This window comes from Citrobacter sp. Cu233 (assembly GCF_030332225.1).
In the GTDB taxonomy this organism is placed as follows: domain Bacteria; phylum Pseudomonadota; class Gammaproteobacteria; order Enterobacterales; family Enterobacteriaceae; genus Citrobacter.
Genome location: NZ_JAOWIF010000028.1, coordinates 334416 through 357984 on the forward strand (window position 1 = coordinate 334416; position 23569 = coordinate 357984).

At 52.1% G+C, this 23569-nt stretch carries 18 protein-coding genes; 10 read left to right on the forward strand and 8 right to left on the reverse strand.

Annotated elements, in window-relative coordinates; translation table 11 throughout:
- Positions 1 to 6: 6 nt before the first annotated feature.
- Both OGX95_RS02440 and rlmKL read right to left on the reverse strand, forming a co-directional pair.
- A complete protein-coding gene (locus OGX95_RS02440) occupies positions 7 to 1914 on the reverse strand; it encodes an ABC transporter ATP-binding protein (RefSeq protein ID WP_286628191.1) in 1908 nt (635 codons plus the stop codon).
- 12 nt (positions 1915 to 1926) lie between these two features.
- Positions 1927 to 4035 carry a bifunctional 23S rRNA (guanine(2069)-N(7))-methyltransferase RlmK/23S rRNA (guanine(2445)-N(2))-methyltransferase RlmL gene (rlmKL, locus tag OGX95_RS02445; protein ID WP_286628192.1) on the reverse strand — a complete coding sequence of 703 codons (2109 nt, stop codon included), beginning with the start codon at positions 4033 to 4035 and terminating at the stop codon, positions 1927 to 1929.
- Positions 4036 to 4133: 98 nt separating this feature from the next.
- Here rlmKL and OGX95_RS02450 point away from each other — a divergent pair, with 98 nt between their 5' ends.
- The gene (locus OGX95_RS02450; protein ID WP_286628193.1) at positions 4134 to 5240 is read left to right on the forward strand and encodes a YcbX family protein; all 1107 of its coding nucleotides are present in this window, start codon (positions 4134 to 4136) and stop codon (positions 5238 to 5240) included.
- Here OGX95_RS02450 and zapC read toward each other — a convergent pair.
- A complete protein-coding gene (zapC, locus tag OGX95_RS02455) occupies positions 5237 to 5779 on the reverse strand; it encodes a cell division protein ZapC (protein ID WP_286628194.1) in 543 nt (180 codons plus the stop codon). The two genes, OGX95_RS02450 and zapC, sit on opposite strands and share 4 nt — an antisense overlap.
- Before the next feature lie 166 nt (positions 5780 to 5945).
- Positions 5946 to 6956 carry a quinone-dependent dihydroorotate dehydrogenase gene (gene pyrD / locus OGX95_RS02460; RefSeq protein WP_286628195.1) on the reverse strand — a complete coding sequence of 337 codons (1011 nt, stop codon included), beginning with the start codon at positions 6954 to 6956 and terminating at the stop codon, positions 5946 to 5948.
- 242 nt (positions 6957 to 7198) lie between these two features.
- Between pyrD and ssuE the strand changes: the two genes are divergently transcribed.
- From ssuE to ssuB, 5 genes are read left to right on the forward strand one after another with little or no spacing between them, the layout of a single operon-like run.
- Positions 7199 to 7774 (forward strand): NADPH-dependent FMN reductase, encoded by a 576-nt coding sequence (gene ssuE, locus OGX95_RS02465; protein ID WP_286628196.1) that lies wholly within the window; start codon positions 7199 to 7201, stop codon positions 7772 to 7774.
- On the forward strand, positions 7767 to 8741 hold the full coding sequence (locus OGX95_RS02470) for a sulfonate ABC transporter substrate-binding protein (protein ID WP_286628197.1): 975 nt from the start codon (positions 7767 to 7769) through the stop codon (positions 8739 to 8741). Before ssuE ends, OGX95_RS02470 begins: the two co-directional genes overlap by 8 nt.
- Complete coding sequence (gene ssuD / locus OGX95_RS02475) at positions 8738 to 9883, forward strand: FMNH2-dependent alkanesulfonate monooxygenase (protein ID WP_286628198.1); 1146 nt, start codon at positions 8738 to 8740, stop codon at positions 9881 to 9883. Before OGX95_RS02470 ends, ssuD begins: the two co-directional genes overlap by 4 nt.
- An 11-nt stretch (positions 9884 to 9894) precedes the next feature.
- Positions 9895 to 10686, forward strand: coding sequence for an aliphatic sulfonate ABC transporter permease SsuC (gene ssuC / locus OGX95_RS02480; RefSeq protein WP_286628684.1), 792 nt, complete (start codon positions 9895 to 9897; stop codon positions 10684 to 10686).
- Complete coding sequence (gene ssuB / locus OGX95_RS02485; protein WP_286628199.1) at positions 10683 to 11450, forward strand: aliphatic sulfonates ABC transporter ATP-binding protein; 768 nt, start codon at positions 10683 to 10685, stop codon at positions 11448 to 11450. The genes ssuC and ssuB overlap by 4 nt, the downstream gene beginning before the upstream one ends.
- 45 nt (positions 11451 to 11495) lie before the next feature.
- Here the strand turns inward: ssuB and pepN are convergent, their stop codons facing one another.
- On the reverse strand, positions 11496 to 14108 hold the full coding sequence (gene pepN / locus OGX95_RS02490) for an aminopeptidase N (RefSeq protein ID WP_286628200.1): 2613 nt from the start codon (positions 14106 to 14108) through the stop codon (positions 11496 to 11498).
- Positions 14109 to 14373: 265 nt separating this feature from the next.
- On the opposite strand from pepN, the gene pncB reads away from it, so the two are divergent.
- The 4 genes from pncB to aspC all read left to right on the forward strand — a co-directional run bounded on the left by pncB (position 14374) and on the right by aspC (position 20205).
- On the forward strand, positions 14374 to 15576 hold the full coding sequence (gene pncB / locus OGX95_RS02495; protein WP_286628201.1) for a nicotinate phosphoribosyltransferase: 1203 nt from the start codon (positions 14374 to 14376) through the stop codon (positions 15574 to 15576).
- Positions 15577 to 15741: 165 nt separating this feature from the next.
- Positions 15742 to 17142, forward strand: coding sequence for an asparagine--tRNA ligase (asnS, locus tag OGX95_RS02500; protein WP_202039013.1), 1401 nt, complete (start codon positions 15742 to 15744; stop codon positions 17140 to 17142).
- 612 nt (positions 17143 to 17754) lie between these two features.
- On the forward strand, positions 17755 to 18831 hold the full coding sequence (gene ompF, locus OGX95_RS02505; RefSeq protein ID WP_286628202.1) for a porin OmpF: 1077 nt from the start codon (positions 17755 to 17757) through the stop codon (positions 18829 to 18831).
- A 183-nt stretch (positions 18832 to 19014) separates the two neighbouring features.
- Complete coding sequence (gene aspC / locus OGX95_RS02510; protein WP_286628203.1) at positions 19015 to 20205, forward strand: aspartate transaminase; 1191 nt, start codon at positions 19015 to 19017, stop codon at positions 20203 to 20205.
- 87 nt (positions 20206 to 20292) lie between these two features.
- Here aspC and OGX95_RS02515 read toward each other — a convergent pair whose 3' ends face one another.
- The 3 genes from OGX95_RS02515 to ldtD all read right to left on the reverse strand — a co-directional run bounded on the left by OGX95_RS02515 (position 20293) and on the right by ldtD (position 23445).
- On the reverse strand, positions 20293 to 20940 hold the full coding sequence (locus OGX95_RS02515; protein WP_286628204.1) for an MBL fold metallo-hydrolase: 648 nt from the start codon (positions 20938 to 20940) through the stop codon (positions 20293 to 20295).
- 28 nt (positions 20941 to 20968) lie between these two features.
- Positions 20969 to 21517 carry a peptidoglycan L,D-endopeptidase MepK gene (mepK, locus tag OGX95_RS02520; RefSeq protein ID WP_003831948.1) on the reverse strand — a complete coding sequence of 183 codons (549 nt, stop codon included), beginning with the start codon at positions 21515 to 21517 and terminating at the stop codon, positions 20969 to 20971.
- A gap of 176 nt (positions 21518 to 21693) precedes the next feature.
- Positions 21694 to 23445, reverse strand: a complete 1752-nt coding sequence (gene ldtD, locus OGX95_RS02525) for a L,D-transpeptidase (RefSeq protein ID WP_286628205.1) — start codon at positions 23443 to 23445, stop codon at positions 21694 to 21696.
- Positions 23446 to 23569 lie beyond the last annotated feature (124 nt).

Consider the following 23569-nt stretch of genomic DNA (forward strand, 5'->3'; position numbering starts at 1 on the left):
CTTTAATTATGCGCCATTCTTTAAAGACTCAAGATACTCCCAGCGCTCAAAGGCTTGCTCAAGTTCTTGTTCAGCTTCGTTCAGATTAGCTAATACCTGCTGCGTTTGCTCATGCGGTTGACTGAAAAATGAGGCATCAGCCACCTGAGCTTGTAATGTTTCCAGCTTTGCTTCCAACGCTTCCAGCAACGCAGGAAGCTGCTCCAGTTCGCGCTGTAGTTTATAGCTTAGTTTGCTTGTGCCGCGTTTTACAATTTCTGCTTTAGGAGCAACAGTTTCCTCAGTTTTTTTCTCAACAGGTTGTTTAAACGCCACATACTGTGTTTGTTGGCCGCGCGCGTCATGATAACCGCCCACATAACGACCAATCTTGCCGCCGCCTTCAAAAATCCAGCACTCAGTAACCGTATTGTCGACAAACTGACGGTCGTGGCTTACCAACAATACGGTCCCCTGATAACCGTCAATCAACTCTTCGAGCAGTTCCAGCGTTTCGACGTCGAGATCGTTGGTAGGTTCATCGAGAATCAAGAGGTTGCTGGGTTTCAGGAAAAGACGCGCCAGCAGCAGACGGTTGCGTTCCCCGCCAGACAATGCACGTACCGGCGTCATCGCGCGTTTCGGATGGAACAGGAAGTCCTGAAGATAGCCCAGAACATGGCGCGGCTTACCGTTCACCATCACCTCTTGCTTACCTTCAGCAAGGTTATCCATCACGGTTTTATCCGGATCCAGTTCAGCACGGTGCTGGTCGAAATAGGCAACTTCCAGCTTTGTCCCGACGTGGATGCGGCCACTGTCAGCCTGCAATTGTCCCAGCATCAGCTTAAGCAACGTCGTTTTGCCGCAGCCGTTAGGTCCAATTAAGGCAATTTTGTCGCTGCGCTGCACCTGGGCAGAGAAATCTTTTACCAGTTGTTTCCCGTCAACCTGGTAATCAACATTCTCCATTTCGAAGACAATTTTGCCTGAGCGGCTCGCCTCTTCAACCTGCATCTTCGCCGTACCCATCACTTCACGACGCTCACCGCGCTCCCGACGCATGGCCTTCAGCGCACGCACACGACCTTCATTGCGGGTACGACGCGCCTTGATACCCTGACGGATCCAGACTTCTTCCTGCGCCAGCTTGCGGTCAAATTCCGCATTCTGTAACTCTTCAACCCGCAACGCTTCTTCTTTATCCAGTAAGTACTGATCGTAGTTCCCTGGATATGACACCAGCTTGCCGCGATCGAGGTCGACAATACGCGTCGACATATTGCGAATAAATGAACGGTCGTGCGAAATGAAAATGATCGTGCCGTTGAAAGATTTCAGGAACCCTTCCAGCCAGTCGATGGTTTCAATATCCAGGTGGTTTGTCGGTTCATCCAACAGCAGCACGCGTGGGTTGCTCACTAACGCCCGACCCAGTGCCGCTTTACGCAACCAACCACCAGACAACGAGGACAGCAAAGCATTCGGATCCAGCCCCAGTTGCGCCAGCACTTCATTAATACGACTTTCGAGCTGCCACAGATTGTGGTGATCGAGCATTTCCTGAACACGCGCCATCTCATTGAGGTTTCTGTCGCTGGGATCGGTCATCACCAGACGAGAAATATCGTGATAGCGCTTCAGGTACTCGGCTTGTTCTTCAATGCCTTCCGCAACAAAATCATATACGCTGCCTTCGACATTCCGCGGCGGATCCTGTTGTAGACGAGCAACAACCAGATCCTGCTCATAAATAATACGTCCGTCGTCAAGACCCTGCTCACGGTTCAGGATCTTCATCAACGTCGATTTGCCTGCACCGTTACGGCCTACCAGACAGACGCGTTCGTTATCCTCGATATGCAATTCTGCATTATCAAGAAGTGGAGCATCGCTGAACGACAGCCATGCGCCATGCATACTGATCAATGACATCTATTTTTCCTTTCAGGCTGCGGTAATCAGCCAGCAGTTGTGGATCTGACGGTTACGGGCAAAGTCCTGGGAAAGCGTTTTTTGGGTAATTTCTTGTGCTTTCAATCCCAGTTCAGCCAGACCGTCGAGATCCATACGGAATCCACGTTTGTTGTTGGAGAACATAATCGTGCCGTCTTTGCGTAGCAGACGTTTCAGATCTTTCATCAGCGCCAGATGATCGCGCTGCACATCAAACGAGTCTTCCATACGCTTAGAGTTAGAGAAGGTCGGTGGATCGATGAAGATCAGATCAAACTGTTCATTGGCATCACGCAACCAGCCCAGGCAGTCGGCCTGAATCAAGCGGTGCGCACGTCCGCTTAGCCCGTTCAGTCGCAGGTTACGCTCTGCCCATTCCAGATAGGTACGCGACATATCTACCGTTGTAGTGCTGCGCGCGCCACCCAATCCGGCATGTACGCTCGCGCTACCGGTATAGGAGAACAGGTTAAGGAAGTCTTTCCCTTTGCTCATCTGCCCCAACATGCGGCGTGCAATACGGTGATCAAGGAACAGGCCGGTATCCAGATAATCGGTCAGGTTTACCCACAGGCGTGCGTTATACTCGCTCACCTCAATGAACTCTCCCTTCTCGTTCATCTTCTGGTATTGGTTCTTCCCTTTCTGACGCTCACGGGTTTTCAGCACCAGTTTGTTCGGTGCAATATCCAGTACCGACAGCGTTGCAGCAATAATATCGAACAGGCGCTGACGTGCTTTCTGCGCATCAACCGTCTTCGGCGGCGCATATTCCTGAACCACAATCCAGTCGCCATAGCGGTCAACCGCAACGTTATATTCCGGCAGGTCAGCATCGTACAGGCGATAACATTCAATCCCTTCCTGACGCGCCCATTTTTCCAACTTCTTAATATTCTTACGCAGGCGGTTGGCATAATCTTCCGCCACCGTTGCAGGCTTACTGTCAGCGGTCGTTTCTGCAACATGATAGTTTTTCTGTACGCAGTCCAGCGGGCCGTTTTTCGCTTTAAACTGTTTATCCGCGCGCAATTGCAGACTGCTGAGCAAATCGGGTGATGCGCTGAACAGCGACAAATTCCAGCCGCCAAACTGGTTTTTCATCGTGCGTCCCAGCAGGCTGTGCAGAGCAATCAATGCCGGTTCACTGTCCAGACGCTCGCCGTAGGGTGGGTTGCTGATAACAGTACCGTAAGGTCCTTTCGGCAACGGGTTGCTCAGTTTGGCAACATCTTTGACTTCAAACGTCATCAGATCGGCAATACCGGCACGGCGGGCGTTACTGCGCGCTTTTTCAATCACGCGGGCATCGCTATCTGAGCCATAGAAGTGCGAGGTATAGTCCGCCAACCCTTTGCGCGCACGCACCTGTGCTTCAGCTTTCACTTCTTGCCAGACGACTTCATCATGCTGCGCCCAGCCACTGAACCCCCAGTACCCACGGTGCAGACCAGGCGCGCGATCGGTTGCCCACATGGCGGCTTCAATCAGCAACGTACCGGAACCACACATCGGATCGAGCAGCGGCGTACCCGGCTGCCAGCCTGAACGCATCACAATGGCGGCCGCCAGCGTCTCTTTAATCGGTGCCTGACCCGCACGATCACGATAACCACGCTGATGCAGGCCGTCGCCGCTCAGATCGAGCGCGATGCTGGCAGTATCTTTGTTCAGCCAAACGTTAATGCGCAGATCGGGTGATTCACGATCTACGTTCGGACGCGGCAGGTTTTTACGGGTAAAGGCATCGACAATCGCATCCTTTACTTTCAGTGCACCGTACTGGCTATTACGAATCGTCTCGTTCAGCCCGCTAAAATGCACGGCAAAGGTGGCACCAGGATTAAATATCTCTGTCCAGTCGATTGCCTGAACACCGAGGTACAGATCAAGATCGCTATAGACCTTGCACTCTCCCATCGGCAGGATAATGCGCGAGGCCAGGCGGCTCCACATCAGGCTCTGGTAAACAAGCCGTGTGTCGCCCTTAAAATGGACCCCACCCTGAACGACCTGACACTCCAATGCGCCGAGGTTTTCCAGTTCAGTTTTTAACAGCTCTTCCAGCCCGCGGGCCGTACTGGCAAACAGAGAATTCATAATGTCACTTTTACTCCGAGAAAATTGCTGCGCATTATAGCTAATATGGGCTGTATGTCATAAAGTTGAAGGCTTATTTTCATGCGAGAGGCTGTACAGTGGTCACGTTAACCCGACTTTTTATCCATCCGGTTAAATCAATGCGCGGCATTGGGCTAACGCACGCCCTGGCAGATATCAGCGGCCTTGCCTTTGATCGCATATTTATGATCACTGAACCTGACGGAACGTTCATCACCGCCCGACAGTTCCCGCAAATGGTCCGTTTTACCCCATCGCCATTCCATGACGGCCTACATCTTACCGCGCCAGACGGCAGCAGTGCGTTAGTGCGCTTTGCCGACTTCGCCACGCAGGATGCGCCAACAGAAGTGTGGGGAAACCATTTTACCGCGCGGGTAGCACCAGCGGATATCAATCGATGGCTCAGCGGTTTCTTTTCCCGTGATGTGCAGTTGCGTTGGGTTGGCCCGCAACTGACGCGCCGGGTAAAACGGCACGATGGCGTGCCGTTATCTTTTGCCGATGGATTTCCCTATCTCCTGACGAACGAGGCCTCTCTGCGCGATCTGCAGCAGCGCTGCCCGGCCAGCATCAAAATGGAACAGTTTCGCCCCAACCTGGTGGTTACAGGGGCTAGCGCCTGGGAAGAAGATACCTGGAAAGTGATACGCATCGGCGACGTTATCTTTGACGTGGCTAAACCCTGTAGTCGCTGTATTTTCACTACCGTCAGCCCAGAGAAAGGCCAGAAACATCCATCCGGCGAGCCACTGGCAACGCTGCAAACCTTCCGTACAGCGCCAGACAACGGTGATGTCGATTTCGGCCAAAATCTCATCGCCCGTAATAGCGGCGTAATTCGTGTGGGTGATGAAGTCGAAATACTGGCAACCGGACCCGCCCGGCTGTACGGCGCGGCGGAATCTGATGATACCGCTTTGCAACAACAACCCGATGCAGAAGTGATGATTGACTGGCAGGGTCAAACGTTTCGCGGAAATAATCAGCAGGTATTGTTGGAACAGCTGGAAAACCAGGGGATCCGTGTTCCCTACTCGTGTCGTGCGGGAATTTGTGGATGCTGCCGGATTCGGCTGGTAGAAGGCGAAGTCAGCCCACTGAAAAAATCAGCGATTGGCGATGACGGAACGATTCTTTGCTGCAGTTGTGTACCCAAAACGGCAATCAGGCTGGAAAGTTAGACCGCCTGCTCAAGGCTGAAACTGTCGACAATCGCCTGCGGTTTCAGTCTGTCATTCATGATTTTAATCGCATCGCCAAGTTGCATGGTGCGACCGGCAATGACCACTCCCGGCTGTGCAAGCAAACACAGTGCGGCATTTTCACCCGGCTCTACCACTAACAGATTTACCTGTTCTTCAGTATCGCTCAAATAAACACAGGCGGCGTCGCCTACCATTGGCGACCAGTTCACGCCGTGGGCAACAAAGTGCCAGCTTTTTGGCATTTGCGGTTTAAGATACCGAATAGCCACCAACGCATTTAGCACCAGTTCCGCTTTTTGTTCTTTAGCTAAATCCAGGTAACGGCATTTTTCTTCGAAGGAGAAATAAAGCGCAGCGTCATCGACACAAAAACCAGACGGAGAAAATGCATCAGGCGTGAGCATTTTACGAGCAAAACGCGAGCGGAATAACATGCCATTGGCTAAATCGAGCATCATGCGATCGTGCTCTTCATCATAATACCAGCGCCAGTTATCGTCGGGTTTAATTCGCATCAGTTTCTCTCCTTTCCTTAATCATCGCCATTGCGACACTATCCTTTTGCCGCTTCGTTTATTGCCCTAATAATAAAAGCTCAGAATGTTTAAATAAGCAACAGTAAAGGAATATAAAACAACCAGGGCTAGAAATAAAGCCCTGGTTGTCGGATTAAGGCATAGATCAGATATTGCTGACGATTTCTTTAATCAACGGCGGACCTTTAAAAATAAATCCCGAATAAATCTGAACCAGTGAAGCACCGGCAGCCATTTTTTCCCGCGCGGCAATCACCGAGTCGATCCCGCCAACACCAATAATCGGCAACTGCCCTTTTAATTCCTGAGACAACTGACGAATAATTTCTGTACTTTTTAATTGCAATGGTCGGCCGCTCAAACCACCCATTTGGTCACAATTCTTCATTCCCTGAACAAGGGAACGATCAAGGGTGGTATTTGTGGCAATAACGCCATCAATATTATGACGAACCAAACTGTCGGCAACCTGGATCAGTTCCTCCACAGAAAGATCCGGCGCGATCTTTACCGCCACCGGCACATATTTATGGTGGATCGCCTGGAGATCGTTTTGCTTATATTTAATAGCCGCCAGCAGATCATCCAGAGCCTCGCCATATTGTAGCGTACGCAACCCAGGAGTATTTGGTGAAGAGATATTAATCGCAATATAACCAGCATAAGCATAGACTTTTTCCATACAAATCAGATAGTCATCTTTGCCATTCTCTACCGGGGTGTCTTTATTCTTACCAATATTAATCCCCAGAATACCGTCAAAATGCGATTTTTTAACGTTCTCCACCAGGTTATCAACCCCCAGGTTATTAAACCCCATACGGTTGATCAAACCTTCTGCATCGACCAGACGGAACAGACGCGGCTTATCGTTCCCCGGCTGCGGACGCGGCGTCACGGTACCGATTTCAATTGAGCCGAATCCCATCGCCCCAAGTGCATCAATGCACTCCCCGTCTTTATCCAGTCCGGCAGCAAGACCGAGCGGGTTTTTAAACGTCAGCCCCATACAGGTAACCGGTTTTGCGGGTACTTTCTGGCGGACAAGCGCTTCAAGCGGCGTGCCGGTAATGCGACGTAATTGCTGGAATGTCAATTCATGAGCGCGCTCAGGATCGAGCTGAAAAAGGGCTTTACGAACGAAGGGGTAGTACATGAACTCTCCTGGATTCCCGGTGTGCAAACCGGGGGCGTATTATGTGCGATCGCGAGCAAAAAGGGAATTGACCTGCGGCAATAAATAGCAATCGTTTTCCTGCCCCTGCGTTTTTATTCACTTTTCAGCTTTTCTATCCCGTTTAAATCATTTCGGGAAACAAAATCTTTCTGCCAGACTGCATGAATTGTTATCAATGTTAATAAAAATTGAATAATTAGTTATAAACGGAGATTAGCATTATGCGTGTCATCACACTGGCGGGAAGCCCACGTTTCCCTTCTCGCTCCAGCGCGTTACTGGAATATGCACGAGAAAAACTGAACGGTCAGGAAATCGAGGTTTACCACTGGAATTTGCACAATTTTGCGCCCGAGGATCTGATTTATGCACGTTTTGACAGCCCGGCGTTGAAGACATTTGTCGAACAACTGCGAGACGCCGACGGACTGATTGTCGCTACACCGGTCTATAAAGCCGCGTACTCTGGCGCACTGAAAACACTGCTCGATCTGCTCCCCGAACGGGCACTGGAAGGAAAAGTGGTATTGCCGCTGGCAACCGGAGGAACCGTTGCGCACTTACTGGCGGTCGATTATGCACTGAAACCGGTGCTCAGCGCATTAAAGGCCCAGGAGATTCTGCATGGTGTTTTTGCCGATGATTCACAGGTCATTGATTATCAGCATAAACCTCAGTTTACACCCAACCTGCAATTGCGCCTGGAGGGTGCGCTTGAGACGTTCTGGCAGGCCCTGCAACGCCGCGATGTCCAGCTTTTGTCCTTGAACGCTCTGCGAGGTGCCGCCCATGCTTAATTTACTTAAACGCCATACGCCATGGCTGGCGCTGACTGGGCTGCTGTCTTTGTCGACACAGGTTCACGCCGCAGATACCGCGCCAGATGCCCTGCGCATTGGTTATCAGAAAGGGAGCATCAGCATGGTGCTGGCAAAAAGCCATCAGTTGCTGGAAAAACGCTATCCACAGACAAGAATTTCATGGATTGAGTTTCCTGCCGGACCACAAATGCTGGAAGCGCTAAATATCGGCAGCATCGATCTGGGCAGCACCGGTGATATCCCGCCGATTTTTGCCCAGGCCGCCGGGGCCGATCTGGTCTACGTAGGCGTCGAGCCGCCCAAACCGAAAGCTGAAGTGATTCTGGTGCCGAAAAATAGCCCAATCCAGAGCGTCGCAGAGCTTAAAGGGCATAAAGTCGCCTTCCAGAAAGGTTCCAGCGCCCACAATTTACTGCTCCGCGCCCTGCAGCAGGCTGGGTTGAATTTTACCGATATCCAGGCCACGTATCTGACACCCGCCGATGCGCGTGCCGCTTTCCAACAAGGAAATGTGGATGCATGGGCAATTTGGGACCCGTACTACTCCGCCGCGTTACTGCAAGGTGACGTACGCGTTTTGAAAGATGGTACCGACCTCAAACAGACCGGTTCGTTTTACCTCGCCGCGCGCCCTTATGCCGAGAAAAACGGCGCTTTTATTCATGGCGTATTAGACACCTTTAGCCAGGCCGATGCCTTAACCCTCAGTCAACGTCAGCAAAGTATCACCCTGCTGGCTAAAACCATGGGGCTGCCTGAACCGGTCATAGCATCTTATCTGGACCATCGCCCGCCAACCACTATTACCCCTGTCAGCGCCTCTGTTGCCGCACTGCAGCAACAAACCGCCGATCTGTTTTATGACAACCGGTTGTTGCCGAAAAAAATCGATATTCGCCAGCGTATCTGGCAGCCCACTCAGCAGGCAGGAGCAAAATTATGAGTCTGAACATGTTCTGGTTTTTACCTACGCACGGTGACGGCCATTATCTGGGAACAGAAGAAGGTTCACGCCCAGTCGATCACAGTTATCTGCAACAAATCGCGCAAACAGCCGATCGTCTGGGGTTTACCGGGGTGCTGATCCCGACCGGACGCTCCTGCGAAGATGCCTGGCTGGTCGCCGCCTCCATGATCCCGGTCACCCAGCGGTTAAAATTTTTGGTCGCGCTACGTCCCAGCGTAACCTCACCCACGGTTGCGGCACGCCAGGCGGCGACGCTCGACAGACTATCCAATGGCCGCGCGCTGTTTAACCTGGTAACCGGCAGCGATCCGCAGGAGCTGGCGGGCGATGGCGTGTTCCTCGATCACACCGAACGTTATGAAGCCTCCGCTGAATTCACTCAGGTATGGCGCCGCTTGCTGCAAGGCGAAACCGTGGATTTCAACGGTAAGCACGTCCACGTCCGTGGGGCAAAACTCTTTTTCCCGCCTGTGCAACAGCCCCACCCTCCGCTGTACTTCGGCGGTTCTTCCGACGTGGCGCAGGATCTTGCCGCCGAGCAGGTTGATCTCTATCTGACCTGGGGCGAGCCACCTGAACAAGTCAAAGAGAAGATTGAACAGGTGCGGGCTAAAGCGGCGGCGCTCGGGCGCAAGATCCGATTTGGTATTCGCCTGCACGTGATTGTACGCGAAACCACCGCAGAGGCGTGGCAGGCGGCGGATCGCCTGATTGCCCATCTGGATGACGACACCATTGCCAAAGCTCAGGCCGCCTTCGCAAGAACCGACTCTGTGGGTCAACAGCGAATGGCGGCGCTGCACAACGGCAGACGCGATCAACTGGAAATTAGCCCGAACCTGTGGGCTGGTGTAGGGCTGGTACGCGGCGGAGCCGGTACGGCGCTGGTAGGAGATGGTCCAACGGTGGCGGCGCGTATTAACGAGTATGCCGCGCTGGGTATCGACAGCTTTGTGCTGTCCGGGTATCCGCACCTTGAAGAAGCGTACAAGGTCGGTGAACTGGTGTTTCCGCATCTGGATGTCGCTATACCAGAAATTCCGCAGCCGCAGCGCCTGCACCAACAAGGCGAAGCGGTGGCGAACGAATTTATCCCGCGCAAAGTTGCGCAAAGCTGAGGAGCCCGATGATGGCAACGCCGAAAAACAGGTGGTTACTGCGCCTTGCTCCGTGGTTTTTACCACTCGCTCTGGTGGCGGTCTGGCAGCTCGCGTCATCAATGGGCTGGCTATCCACCCGCATTCTGCCCTCCCCGCAAGGTGTGGTGGAAGCCTTCTGGACACTTTCCGCCAGCGGCGAGCTTTGGCAGCATCTGGCGATCAGTTCCTGGCGGGCTGCGATCGGCTTTTCCATCGGCGGATCGATTGGCCTGACACTGGGATTGATAAGCGGCCTGTCACGCTGGGGCGAACGCTTGCTGGACACCTCAGTGCAAATGCTACGTAACATCCCACATCTGGCACTAATCCCGCTGGTAATTTTGTGGTTCGGTATTGATGAATCCGCCAAGATCTTTCTTGTTGCGCTGGGGACGTTGTTCCCGATTTACATCAACACATGGCATGGGATCCGCAATATCGATCGTGGGCTGGTGGAGATGGCACGCAGCTATGGGTTATCCGGTATTTCGCTGTTTATCCATGTGATCCTGCCCGGCGCCCTGCCCTCGATCATGGTCGGCGTGCGTTTTGCCCTCGGGCTGATGTGGTTGACACTTATCGTCGCGGAAACCATTTCTGCTAATGCTGGCATCGGCTATCTGGCAATGAATGCCCGCGAGTTTTTGCAAACGGATGTAGTGGTAGTGGCCATCATTCTCTACGCCCTGCTCGGTAAGCTTGCCGATGTCAGCGCGCAATTACTGGAACGTATCTGGCTACGCTGGAACCCGGCTTACCATGCGAAGGAGGCCACCGTATGAATACTGCACGTATAAATCAGGGAACACCGCTGCTGCTTAGCGGCGTGACAAAACGCTACGGCGCCAATACGGTGCTCAATCAGTTAGATTTGCACATTCCGGCAGGTCAATTTGTCGCCGTGGTCGGTCGCAGCGGCGGCGGAAAAAGCACATTGCTTCGTCTGCTGGCCGGTCTGGAATCTCCCAACGCAGGGGAATTACTCGCCGGAACCACACCGCTGGTGGATATTCAGGATGATACGCGGATGATGTTCCAGGATGCGCGCCTGCTGCCGTGGAAATCAGTTATCGATAACGTAGGTCTGGGTCTGAAAAGCAACTGGCAAGATGCTGCCCGTGATGCGCTAGCTTCCGTTGGGCTGGAAAACCGGGCGCAGGAATGGCCTGCCGCCCTTTCCGGTGGTCAGAAACAACGCGTGGCGCTGGCACGCGCACTGATTCATCGTCCCGGACTGCTGTTGCTGGATGAACCACTCGGCGCGCTGGATGCACTCACCCGCCTGGAAATGCAGGATTTGATTGTCACTTTGTGGCAAGAGCACGGTTTTACCGTACTGCTGGTCACTCATGATGTCAGCGAAGCCGTGGCGATGGCCGATCGCGTGTTGTTGATTGAGGACGGGAAAATCGGTCTGGACTTGACCGTAGATATCCCGCGTCCACGACGGATGGGTTCAGTGCGCCTGGCGGAACTCGAAGCGGAAGTGTTGAATCGGGTGATGCAGAGGGGATATACCGAGCAGGCAGTACGTCGACACGGTTGATAATGCCGGATGGTGACGCAATTGCATCATCATCCGGCAACATTATCAGGCTAATGCTTTGGTTATCTTCTCGAACAGATCGCCGGAGAGATTTTCCAGACCTTTCAGTTGTTCCAATGCTGCCCGCATCTTCGCCTGACGTTTTGCATCATAGCGTTTTAGGCGAATCAGCGGCTCAATCAAACGAGATGCCACCTGAGGATTTCGGCTGTTCAGTTCGGTCAACATGTCGACCAGGAACTGATAGCCGCTACCATCTTCCGCATGGAATGCGGCCGGGTTACTACCCGCAAAGGCACCAATCAGAGAACGAATGCGGTTCGGGTTGCTCATACTGAAGGAGCGATGCTTCAACAGGCCACGTACCGTCTCCAGCACGTTATCTGCCGGGCTGGTAGATTGCAGGATAAACCATTTATCCATCACCAGACCGTCATGGTGCCACTTATCGTCATACTGCTGCATCAGCGCATCACGACATGGCAGTTGCGCCACAACAGCGGCTGACAGCGCCGCCAGCGCATCGGTCATGTTATTGGCTTCACGGTACTGCTTGCTCACCAGTGTGTCCGCCAGATGCGTTTCGCCAAAGGCGAGGAAGCGCAGGCAGGCATTGCGCAGCGTACGTTTGCCGATATCAGCGTGTTCGACACGGTACTCATCAAGATGATTGGCGTTATAAATAGCCAGGAATTCATCTGCCAGTTCAGCAGCCAGCGTGCGGGTTAAAGCTTCACGTACCTCAGCGATCGCCACCGGATCGATAATCTCAAACAGCTCAGCAATTTCGTTGACGGAAGGCAGCGTCAGGATCTCTGCCGCCAGTGCCGGATCGATTTTCTCATCAAGCAGAATCGCCCGGAATGCGTCAGCAACGTGTACCGGTAGTGACAGCGGCTGTCCCTGCTGATGTCGGGCAACATTCAGCTTAATATAGGTCGCCAACAGGCTCTGAGCCGCATCCCAACGAGAGAAATCGTTACGCGCGTGACGCATCAGGAAGGTCAGTTGCTGATCGCTCCATTTATATTCCAGTTTCACCGGCGCAGAGAACTCACACAGCAGTGCCGGAACCGGCTGGAAGTAGACGTTATCAAAGACAAACGTCTGCTCGGCCTGGGTGACGTTAAGCACGGAATTCACCGGATGTCCGCCTTTTTGCAACGGGATCACTTTGCCTTCGTTGTCATAAAGTTCAATGGCGAAAGGAATATGCAACGGCTGCTTTTCAGCCTGATCCGGCGTGGCTGGCGTACGCTGGCTGATAGTCAGCGTATATTGTTCCGTTGTCGGATTATAGTCATCACGCACAGTCAGTATCGGCGTACCGGACTGGCTGTACCAGCGGCGGAAATGAGACAGATCGACGTTGGAAGCGTCTTCCATCGCCTGTACGAAATCGTCACAGGTCGCGGCGCTACCGTCATGACGTTCGAAATAGAGCTGCATCCCTTTCTGGAAGTTAGCCTCACCCAGCAGGGTGTGGATCATACGAATCACTTCAGCGCCCTTTTCGTACACGGTCAGGGTGTAGAAGTTGTTCATTTCAATGACCATATCCGGGCGAATTGGATGCGCCATCGGGCTGGCATCTTCAGCAAACTGCAAGCCGCGCATGGTACGCACGTTGCTAATACGGTTTACCGCGCGGGAACCGAGATCGGAGCTGAACTCCTGATCGCGGAACACGGTTAAGCCTTCTTTCAGGCTCAACTGGAACCAGTCACGGCAGGTTACGCGGTTGCCGGTCCAGTTATGGAAATATTCATGGCCAATGACCCGCTCAATATCGAGGTAATCTTTGTCGGTCGCAGTATCGGTACGCGCCAGTACATACTTGGAGTTAAAGATGTTCAGACCTTTATTCTCCATCGCCCCCATATTAAAGAAATCCACCGCGACAATCATATAGATGTCGAGGTCATACTCCAGGCCGAAACGCTCTTCATCCCACTTCATGGAATTTTTCAACGAGGTCATTGCCCACGGAGCACGGTCCAGGTTGCCGCGGTCAACGTACAATTCCAGCGCGACTTCACGCCCGGAGCGGGTGGTAAAGGTGTCGCTCAGGACATCGAAATCACCGGCTACCAGCGCGAACAGATAACACGGTTTTGGGAATGGATCCTGCCACTGCACCCAGTGACGACCGTTATCCAGTTCGCCCTGCGCCACGCGGTTACCGTTGGAAAGCAGGAACGGATATTTGGTTTTATCGGCGATAATTTTGGTGGTAAAGCGCGCCAGCACGTCCGGGCGGTCAAGATACCAGGTAATATGGCGAAACCCTTCCGCTTCGCACTGCGTACAGAGCGCATCGCCGGACTGATACAGCCCTTCCAGTGCGGTGTTAGCTGCTGGGCTGATTTCATTAACGATACGCAGCGTAAAACGTTCCGGCAGGTGGCTGATGACCAGAGCACCCTCTTCTTCTTTATACTCTGTCCACGGTTCGTCGTTCACGTGGATTGACACCAGGGCCAGATCCTCGCCATTCAGGCGTAGGGGAGCATCAGACGCACCTTGACGGACAGCCTGGCTCACGGCAGTGACCACGGTTTTTTCAGCATCCAGGTCAAAGGTCAAGTCAATATCAGTAATCTGGTAATCCGGCGCACGGTAGTCGTGGCGGTATTTGGCTTGTGGCTGTTGTGTCATAAAAAACCTTTAGCATCTTGGGTAGAGTCTCGGGTTCAGTCTATTCCTGTTGCGTAAATCGCGCTACGCAGAATGTTCATCTTTTCAGGTACAAACACCCTTTTTGCTACATTTGTATAACACGAGGCACGAATTGCCCTCGACCAGAAAGACAGCTTATGGTGTGATCGGGGTTCAATAAATCGCTAAACAGGGTATACTCCAGCGGTTTTCTTAGTTGTTTATTGTACTAAACGCTCCCGTGAGAGGATGCTACTGCACACCTATGACACAATTCGCTTCTCCTGTTCTGCACTCGCTGCTGGATACAGACGCTTATAAGTTGCATATGCAGCAAGCCGTTTTTCACCACTACTATGATGTACAAGTAGCGGCTGAATTTCGTTGCCGTGGCGATGACCTGCTCGGTATTTATGCCGATTCTATTCGCGAGCAGGTGAACGCTATGCAGCACCTGCAACTGCAGGAGGACGAGTACCAGTGGCTCTCCGGCCTGCCCTTCTTTAAAGCTGATTACCTCACCTGGTTACGTGATTTCCGCTACAACCCGCAACAGGTGTGCGTCACCAATGATAACGGTAAGCTGAGCATCCGCTTAACTGGCCCGTGGCGTGAAGTCATCATGTGGGAAGTCCCGCTGCTGGCGGTAATAAGCGAACTGGTACACCGTTACCGTTCACCAGAATCTGGCGTGCCGCAGGCACTGACTGAGCTGGAAAACAAGTTAGCAGAATTCACTACATTAACGAAAGATGTCGATATGTCCCGCTTCCATCTGATGGATTTCGGCACGCGTCGTCGTTTTTCACGCGAAGTGCAGCAAGCTATTGTTAATCGTCTGAAGCAGGAACCGTGGTTTGTTGGCACCAGCAACTACGATCTCGCCCGCCGCCTGTCATTAACCCCAATGGGGACTCAGGCGCATGAATGGTTCCAGGCACACCAGCAAATCAGCCCTGAGCTTGCGACCAGTCAGCGCGTTGCCCTGGCCGCCTGGCTGAACGAATATCCCGACCAACTCGGCATCGCCCTGACCGATTGCATCACTATGGACGCGTTTTTGCGTGACTTTGGCGCTGAGTTTGCAACCCGCTATCAGGGTTTGCGCCACGACTCTGGCGATCCGGTGGAATGGGGTGAGAAAGCCATCGCTCATTATGAAAAACTGGGTATTGACCCGCAAAGCAAAACGCTGGTGTTCTCAGATAACCTCGATCTGAATAAAGCGATTGAGCTCTATCGCCACTTCTCTTCTCGCGTGCAGCTGAGCTTTGGTATCGGGACACGCCTGACGTGTAATATCCCCCAGGTGAAGCCGCTAAATATCGTTATCAAGCTGGTCGAATGTAATGGTAAGCCGGTAGCCAAGTTGTCAGATAGTCCAGGCAAAACCATTTGCCACGATAAAGCATTTGTTCGTGCGCTGCGTAAAGCCTTCGATCTTCCGCATATTAAAAAAGCCAGCTAGTCTTCCCAGGGAGCCTCTTTGGCTCCCTTTTCACGTTTATTTCCGAAATCTTTCACTCCAGCTACGAATTCTGCTTGTCTGATTGCAGATGCCAGGTAACATAGGTATCCCCCCATTACGGGTGGACATGTGTTTATATATCCGACTATTAACAGAGAGAATATTATGAGCGTTGTGCCTGTAGCCGACGTACTCCAGGGCCGCGTAGCCGTTGACAGCGAAGTCACCGTGCGCGGATGGGTGCGTACCCGCCGAGATTCAAAAGCTGGCATCTCCTTCCTCGCCGTTTATGACGGTTCCTGCTTTGATCCTGTACAGGCCGTCATCAATAATTCTCTGCCCAATTACAATCAGGACGTATTACGCCTGACGACGGGTTGTTCGGTTATCGTAACGGGTAAAGTCGTTGCGTCACCAGGACAAGGACAGAGCTTTGAGATTCAGGCCACCGAGGTTGAAGTGACCGGCTGGGTTGAAGATCCTGATACCTATCCCATGGCTGCGAAGCGTCACAGTATTGAGTACCTGCGTGAAGTCGCACACATGCGTCCGCGTACCAATATGATTGGTGCGGTTGCGCGAGTACGCCATACGTTGGCGCAAGCGCTGCATCGCTTCTTCCATGAGCAGGGTTTCTTTTGGGTTTCCACCCCACTGATCACCGCTTCCGATACCGAAGGTGCCGGTGAAATGTTCCGCGTTTCGACGCTGGATCTGGAAAACCTGCCGCGCAACGATCAGGGTAAAGTCGATTTCGATAAAGACTTCTTTGGTAAAGAAGCCTTCCTGACGGTTTCCGGTCAGTTGAACGGTGAAACCTACGCTTGTGCCCTGTCCAAAATCTACACCTTTGGACCGACTTTCCGTGCGGAAAACTCCAACACCAGTCGTCACCTGGCAGAGTTCTGGATGCTTGAGCCGGAAGTCGCTTTTGCCGATCTGAACGATGTTGCAGGTCTGGCTGAAGCGATGCTGAAATACGCGTTCAAAGCCGTACTGGAAGAACGTGCAGATGATATGAAGTTCTTCGCCGAACGTGTCGACAAAGACGCGGTTTCACGCCTGGAACGTTTCATTGATGCCGACTTCGCGCAGGTGGATTACACCGATGCCGTCAGCATTCTTGAAAAATGCGGCAAACAGTTCGAAAACCCGGTTTACTGGGGTGTCGATCTGTCTTCTGAGCATGAACGCTATCTTGCCGAAGAACACTTTAAAGCGCCGGTGGTTGTTAAAAACTATCCGAAAGATATTAAGGCGTTTTATATGCGCCTTAACGACGACGGTAAAACCGTTGCGGCAATGGACGTACTGGCACCGGGAATCGGTGAAATCATCGGTGGTTCTCAGCGTGAAGAACGTCTGGACGTGCTGGATGCCCGTATGCTGGAGATGGGTCTGAACAAAGAAGATTACTGGTGGTATCGCGATCTGCGTCGCTACGGTACCGTTCCGCATTCCGGTTTTGGTTTAGGCTTTGAGCGTCTGATTGCTTATGTCACCGGCGTACAGAACGTCCGCGATGTGATTCCGTTCCCGCGTACACCGCGTAACGCCAGCTTCTGACGTTATCGTTTTAATCTTAAAGGCCAGCACTGCTGGCCTTTTTACGTTTAGTACATGCTGCATTTGTCGCCTTAGATGGACTCTCATCCGGCCCTAAACTCAACGCTTAAATTCCCCCTTCCTGTTACGCAATGTTTCACTGCAACATTTAAGAACAAAAAATAATCACTATTTTTATTGTGGATTAGCACTTCATGATCAAATAGAACATTTATTACCCATTCGTGCGGCGCTCTGGACGTCCAAAATACGCATTTGTAAAAATGGTTCTTTTTTGCGGGGTGAGATAAAAATGTCGTTAGAAAAATTAAGCATAAGAAAATCATATAAATAGATAAAATTGAGCAAAATTCAATCGCAGGGACAGCTGAAATTTGAAGTCGTTCACAAAGTTGCATAAAAATAACATCTTGTTACACATTTTTTCTTTTTGAAACCAAATCTTTATATTTGTAGCACTTTGAGGGTAGCGAAACGGTAGTTTGAATGGAAAGATGCCTGCAGACACATAAAGACACCAAACTCTCATCAATAGTTCCGTAAATTTTTATTGACGGAATTTATTGGCGGCAGTGGCAGGTGTCATATAAAAACCGATGAGGGTAATAAATAATGATGAAGCGCAATATTCTTGCAGTGGTTATCCCTGCTCTGCTGGTAGCCGGGGCAGCTAACGCTGCAGAAGTTTATAACAAAGATGGCAATAAAGTAGATATCTACGGTAAAGCTGTAGGTCTGCACTATTTTTCCAAGCACAACGGTGACAACGCCTACGCCGCTAATGGCGATCAGACTTACGCCCGTCTTGGTTTCAAAGGGGAAACTCAGATTAACGACCAACTGACCGGTTACGGCCAGTGGGAGTACCAGTTCAGCGGCAATAACTCCGAAGGCGGTGACGACTCTCAGAAAGGTAACAAAACCCGTCTGGCGTTTGCTGGTCTGAAATTCGGTGACGCAGGCTCCTTCGATTACGGTCGTAACTACGGCGTCGTATACGATGCACTGGGTTACACCGATATGCTGCCAGAATTCGGTGGCGATACTGCAGCTTCCGACCAGTTCTTCTCTCAGCGTAACGGTGGCCTCGCGACTTACCGTAACTCCAACTTCTTCGGTCTGGTTGAAGGCCTGAACTTCGCTGTTCAGTACCTGGGTAAAAACGAGCGTGATGACGTTCGTCGCTCTAATGGTGACGGCGTTGGCGGTTCTGTAAGCTACGAATTCGAAGGCTTCGGTATCGTCGGTGCATACGGCGCGGCTGACCGTACCGATGCCCAGCAAAACCCGCTTCTGCGCGGCCATGGCGACAAAGCTGAGCAGTGGGCTACCGGCGTGAAATACGATGCTAACAACATCTACCTGGCAGCGAACTACAGCGAAACCCGCAACGCAACCCGTATCTCTAACGGTTATGCGAACAAAACTGAAGACGTACTGTTAGTTGCTCAGTACCAGTTCGACTTCGGTCTGCGTCCGTCCATCGCCTATACCAAATCTAAAGGTAAGGATATCGAAGGTATCGGTGACGTAGATCTGGTGAACTACTTCGAAGTGGGTGCGACTTACTACTTCAACAAAAACATGTCCACCTATGTTGATTACATCATCAACCAGATCGATTCTGACAACAAACTGGGCGTAGGCTCTGACGACACCGTTGCAGTGGGTATCGTTTACCAGTTCTAATAGCAGACCTCTTTGCTAAATGCCTAAAAAACAGGACTTCGGTCCTGTTTTTTTATATCCGCCAGCGGATTCTTGCGTCTTCAAAAAACACCCCTGCTTTTCGTCACTAACGGTTGGCATTTTGTAAATCTACCGTTAACCTGATAGCGGACTTCCCTTCTGTAACCACAATGGAACCTCGTCATGTTTGAGAACATTACCGCCGCTCCTGCCGACCCCATTTTGGGCCTGGCTGATTTGTTTCGTGCCGATGACCGCCCGGGGAAAATAAACCTCGGAATCGGTGTATATAAAGATGAGACAGGCAAAACGCCGGTATTGACCAGCGTTAAAAAAGCCGAGCAATATATTCTGGAAAATGAAACCACCAAAAACTATCTTGGCATTGACGGTATTCCAGAGTTTGGCCGCTGCACTCAGGAATTACTGTTTGGTAAAGAAAGTGCACTGATTAATGACAAACGCGCGCGTACAGCACAGACCCCTGGTGGTACGGGTGCCCTGCGTGTGGCCGCTGATTTCCTGGCAAAAAACACCAACGCAAAACGCGTGTGGGTCAGCAACCCAAGCTGGCCGAACCATAAGAGCGTATTTAACTCTGCTGGTCTGGAAGTGCGTGAATATAACTATTACGATGCGGCAAACCATTCACTGGACTTTGATGCGCTGCTGGCAAGCCTGGCTGAAGCACAAGCTGGCGACGTCGTATTATTCCACGGATGCTGCCATAATCCGACTGGTATTGACCCGACGCTGGAGCAATGGCAAACGCTGGCGCAGCTGTCTGTCGAAAAAGGTTGGTTACCACTGTTCGACTTCGCCTACCAGGGTTTTGCTCGTGGTCTGGAAGAAGATGCAGAAGGCCTGCGCGCATTCGCCGCGCTGCATAAAGAGCTGATTGTCGCCAGCTCCTATTCCAAAAACTTTGGTCTGTACAATGAGCGTGTCGGCGCCTGTACGCTGGTCGCTGCCAATGCAGAAACCGTTGACCGTGCCTTTAGCCAGATGAAATCAGTAATTCGTGCGAACTACTCCAACCCACCGGCACACGGTGCCTCAGTGGTCGCGACAATTCTGAGCAACGATGCGCTACGTGCAATCTGGGAACAGGAACTGACAGACATGCGCCAACGTATTCAGCGCATGCGTCTGCTGTTCGTCAACACGTTGCAGGAGAAAGGCGCAAACCGCGATTTCAGCTTTATCATCAAACAGAACGGTATGTTCTCATTCAGCGGCCTGACGAAAGAACAAGTTCTGCGTCTGCGTGAAGAGTTTGGTGTTTATGCTGTTGCTTCCGGACGCGTAAACGTAGCAGGAATGACGCCAGACAACATGGCGCCGTTATGCGAAGCGATTGTCGCTGTTTTGTAAGCGCACCTGAAAAGAGAAAGCCCGCACACTAGCGGGCTTTTTTTTGCCAGACGAAGGCTGGCGTCTTCTCCGGCCTACAGACTGGTTTTACCAAACCGGCATTTCATCCTGCAGGAACGGGTTATGCAACCGCTCGTAGCCCAGGGTAGAGACAGGTCCGTGACCCGGAATAAACGTCACGTCATCACCCAGCGGTAAGAGTTTACGTTTGATCGCGTCAATCAGTTGGCTGTGATCCCCACGCGGGAAATCACTGCGCCCGACGCCACCTTTGAAAATCACGTCGCCGGAAATCAGTAACTTTGATTGTTCATCGAAGAAAACGACATGCCCTGGCGTGTGACCCGGGCAATGTAACACCTGTAGGGTTACGTTGCCGACGCTAATCCGATCGCCTTCGTTTAACCAGCGATCAGGCGTCAGTGGTTCACAGTCACCCAATCCAAACATACGACTTTGCGCAGGCAGCCCCTGCAGCCAGAACTCATCTTCTTTTTCTGGCCCAATAACCGGTACACCGTAATGCTGTGCCAGTTCTGCTGCCGCCCCAACATGGTCGAGATGACCGTGGGTAAGCAGGATCTGCATGAGCGTCAGACCGCTGGCATCCACTTCCTGTTTGATTTTCTCGGCATCACCGCCGGGATCGACCAGTGCGGCCAGACGCGTCTGCTCACACCAGATTAGCGAGCAGTTCTGGGCGAATGCAGTGACCGGAATAATACGATAGTTCATACAGCTCCTGTTTCATTAAGCTTACGGATCACCAGTGCCGTGCAGGACCGGTGTCAATATGCACAAAGTTACTGCTGGGGTAGTATCCTACACCACCTGCGCGCATAGATAACGCAGCTTTGCGAATATTACTTAATGCGATGCCTTCAATATGGAAATCCATTGCCTGTCCTTTCGTGTGGTAGCTTTTCTTTGCCACACCACGACTACGTGCACGGAGTTCGTTATTGGTATCGATGGAGCGATAGCCGGAGATCAGTTGTACGGGTTTACGCGTACCCAGCAGTCCCTGCAGACGGAAGAGTTGATCAAACAATCCCGGGTCGATGGATTTCACTTTATTCGCCCGAAAGTCACGGAAGAAGTGATTAAGTTTTGCTAATTCGTCCTGAATATAGCCCCTGCCATCAAAAAACTCTGCTTTAATTGACTCACCGGTATGCAGGTTATTCAACGTCAATATACGCGGACGTGGGGTGGAGAGTGTTGCAAACGCAGGCGTGGGCAGGATGGCAGCGCCGAGGGCAATGCCACCAAGCGCCAGCAATTTGCGGCGATTAGCGTCAAATTTGTCCATGGTATTAAGGTCTACAGGTCAATGTTATCGTATGTATGCTCTAGCGCACGCGGGAAACCTTATCTGGCTAAGTAGTCCACGTCAAGGCTCCCAAACCCAGGAAATACGGGGCTTACAGCCATCCTGCCCCGTTTTCGTCATAACTTACGACAATCATTTTCCTCGAACTGCTTCATTTATCTGATTAATTGCTCAGCTTTCGACATGATTTGTGCGCTGGATCGCGCTGTCTGATCGTAATTGTAAATATCTGTTCGATACTGCGTACGCCCATCGCTTCCCACAAAGGCGGTCAGATAGTACAGGTTGACCGGAATATTCTGGCGAATATTTACATATCGCGTATCCCCTTGCTTCAGGGCATCCGAGATACGGGTATCATTCCAGCCCGCATCCTGCAGCAGCATATTCGCCAGTTCCGAGGCCTTATTCACGCGCACACAGCCAGAACTTAGCGCCCGTGTATCCTTCTGGAACAAATTATGGTTTGGCGTATCGTGCAGATAAATGGCGTCAGAACTCGGCATGTTGAATTTATAGCGACCCAGCGAATTACGCGCGCCCGGTGCCTGCTGGAAGCGGAATGGCAGATTCGACGCGGTGATTGTGGCCCAGTCAACCTGCCACGGATCTATCGTCTCTTTGCTGTTCCAGCCGCGCATTACAGTATACCCGTGACGCTCAAGGTACCCCGGATCGTTCCACAATTTAGGCAGTATATCCTTACGCGCCAGCGTCGGCGGCACGTTCCACGGTGGGTTTACAACCACGTTATTCAACGCACTACTCATCATCGGCGTTTTACGATCGGGACGTCCGACGATAACACGGGAAGCCAGCACCTGATTGCCATTCTGGTAATACACCAACGAGTACGCGGGAATATTCACCATGATGCCGGTAGACAACTCACTCGGCAGCAGGCGCAAACGCTGAATATTAAGCGCCAGCACGCCTGCGCGCTGAGCAGGCGTGACATTCAGCCAGTCACGTGTTGCAGGACCAATCGTGCCATCGGCCCCAAGCCCCTGCCATGTCTGAAAACGTTTCACCGCGTCAACAAGTTCGCGATCGTAGGCGCTGCGCCCTTCTTTGGCAGACGTGCTGACACCGGCATTCAGCATCCCGGTGCGGCGCAAAATTTCGCGCAGCGCCGGGATATCATTACTCCACTCACCGGGGCGCAGCGTCGTGGTGCTGGTTAATCGTGGCCAGGGTCGCGAATCCCCCACCAGCTTCAGCAACGACTCATGCATCGCAGCATACTGTGGATGCTGAGGTGTAAGGCTGGTGATAAATGAAGTTAGCTGACCATTGTCCAGCGCCACCTGCCATTGATTAACAACGGAGAGCGGTGGCGTTACCAGTGCATAAGGCTTATCGCTATAGAGCCAGCGGCTACCTTTGACGGGGATATTGGCAATGAAGTGGAGATAGCCCATCATCGCATCAGAAAGTACTGTATCACGTGCCAGGCCAGTGACTGCCGGGTCAGTCAGTAACGCGACCCAGGCGTTAAACTGCGGCTGAAAACCGGCAATAGCCACCTCGGCTAACTGTTGTTGAAAGGCTTTTACCGCATCACGATTTTCCCACATCGGTTTCATTTCGCGTGCGGCATACAGCAATTCCAGCTGGCTCAAATAGACCGGCGTATAGCCTGCTGGTAGTTGAGACTGCAATTCAGCGCGGGCTTTATCCACAGATGTGCCATTGGGCAGAGGCTGAATTCCCGCCATCACACCCGTCGCGTAAGATTGTACCTGCGGTTGAGATAACGCTGTAGGTTGTTCGCTGACGGCAGCAGAGCTGTCGCCAGGAATCATTTCAGGCTCATCAGCCTGCGCATTGAACAGTGGAGCGAATGTTACGGCCAGGCACAAACTGATTGCCGACAGCCGACGACCACACATTTTATTAAGCAACATCCCTTGCCCCCTGTTTTCTTTATCATACTTTGAGTAGCCAGACCGCCTGTATTCACCGTTACTCTCACGGGAGCGGGCCTGTAAAACGCCAATACATTCTGAAGTATGACGAGCAAGCCCGGTG

Coding starts and splice junctions, on each gene's coding strand:
- OGX95_RS02470 (WP_286628197.1), top strand. CDS start 7,767: ATGCTTAATTTACTTAAACGCCATACGCCATGGCTGGCGCTGACTGGG.
- pncB (WP_286628201.1), top strand. CDS start 14,374: ATGACACAATTCGCTTCTCCTGTTCTGCACTCGCTGCTGGATACAGAC.
- ssuE (WP_286628196.1), top strand. CDS start 7,199: ATGCGTGTCATCACACTGGCGGGAAGCCCACGTTTCCCTTCTCGCTCC.
- ompF (WP_286628202.1), top strand. CDS start 17,755: ATGATGAAGCGCAATATTCTTGCAGTGGTTATCCCTGCTCTGCTGGTA.
- ldtD (WP_286628205.1), bottom strand. CDS start 23,445: ATGTTGCTTAATAAAATGTGTGGTCGTCGGCTGTCGGCAATCAGTTTG.
- zapC (WP_286628194.1), bottom strand. CDS start 5,779: ATGCGAATTAAACCCGACGATAACTGGCGCTGGTATTATGATGAAGAG.
- OGX95_RS02440 (WP_286628191.1), bottom strand. CDS start 1,914: ATGTCATTGATCAGTATGCATGGCGCATGGCTGTCGTTCAGCGATGCT.
- aspC (WP_286628203.1), top strand. CDS start 19,015: ATGTTTGAGAACATTACCGCCGCTCCTGCCGACCCCATTTTGGGCCTG.
- mepK (WP_003831948.1), bottom strand. CDS start 21,517: ATGGACAAATTTGACGCTAATCGCCGCAAATTGCTGGCGCTTGGTGGC.
- ssuC (WP_286628684.1), top strand. CDS start 9,895: ATGGCAACGCCGAAAAACAGGTGGTTACTGCGCCTTGCTCCGTGGTTT.
- asnS (WP_202039013.1), top strand. CDS start 15,742: ATGAGCGTTGTGCCTGTAGCCGACGTACTCCAGGGCCGCGTAGCCGTT.
- ssuD (WP_286628198.1), top strand. CDS start 8,738: ATGAGTCTGAACATGTTCTGGTTTTTACCTACGCACGGTGACGGCCAT.
- pepN (WP_286628200.1), bottom strand. CDS start 14,108: ATGACACAACAGCCACAAGCCAAATACCGCCACGACTACCGTGCGCCG.
- OGX95_RS02515 (WP_286628204.1), bottom strand. CDS start 20,940: ATGAACTATCGTATTATTCCGGTCACTGCATTCGCCCAGAACTGCTCG.
- pyrD (WP_286628195.1), bottom strand. CDS start 6,956: ATGTACTACCCCTTCGTTCGTAAAGCCCTTTTTCAGCTCGATCCTGAG.
- rlmKL (WP_286628192.1), bottom strand. CDS start 4,035: ATGAATTCTCTGTTTGCCAGTACGGCCCGCGGGCTGGAAGAGCTGTTA.
- ssuB (WP_286628199.1), top strand. CDS start 10,683: ATGAATACTGCACGTATAAATCAGGGAACACCGCTGCTGCTTAGCGGC.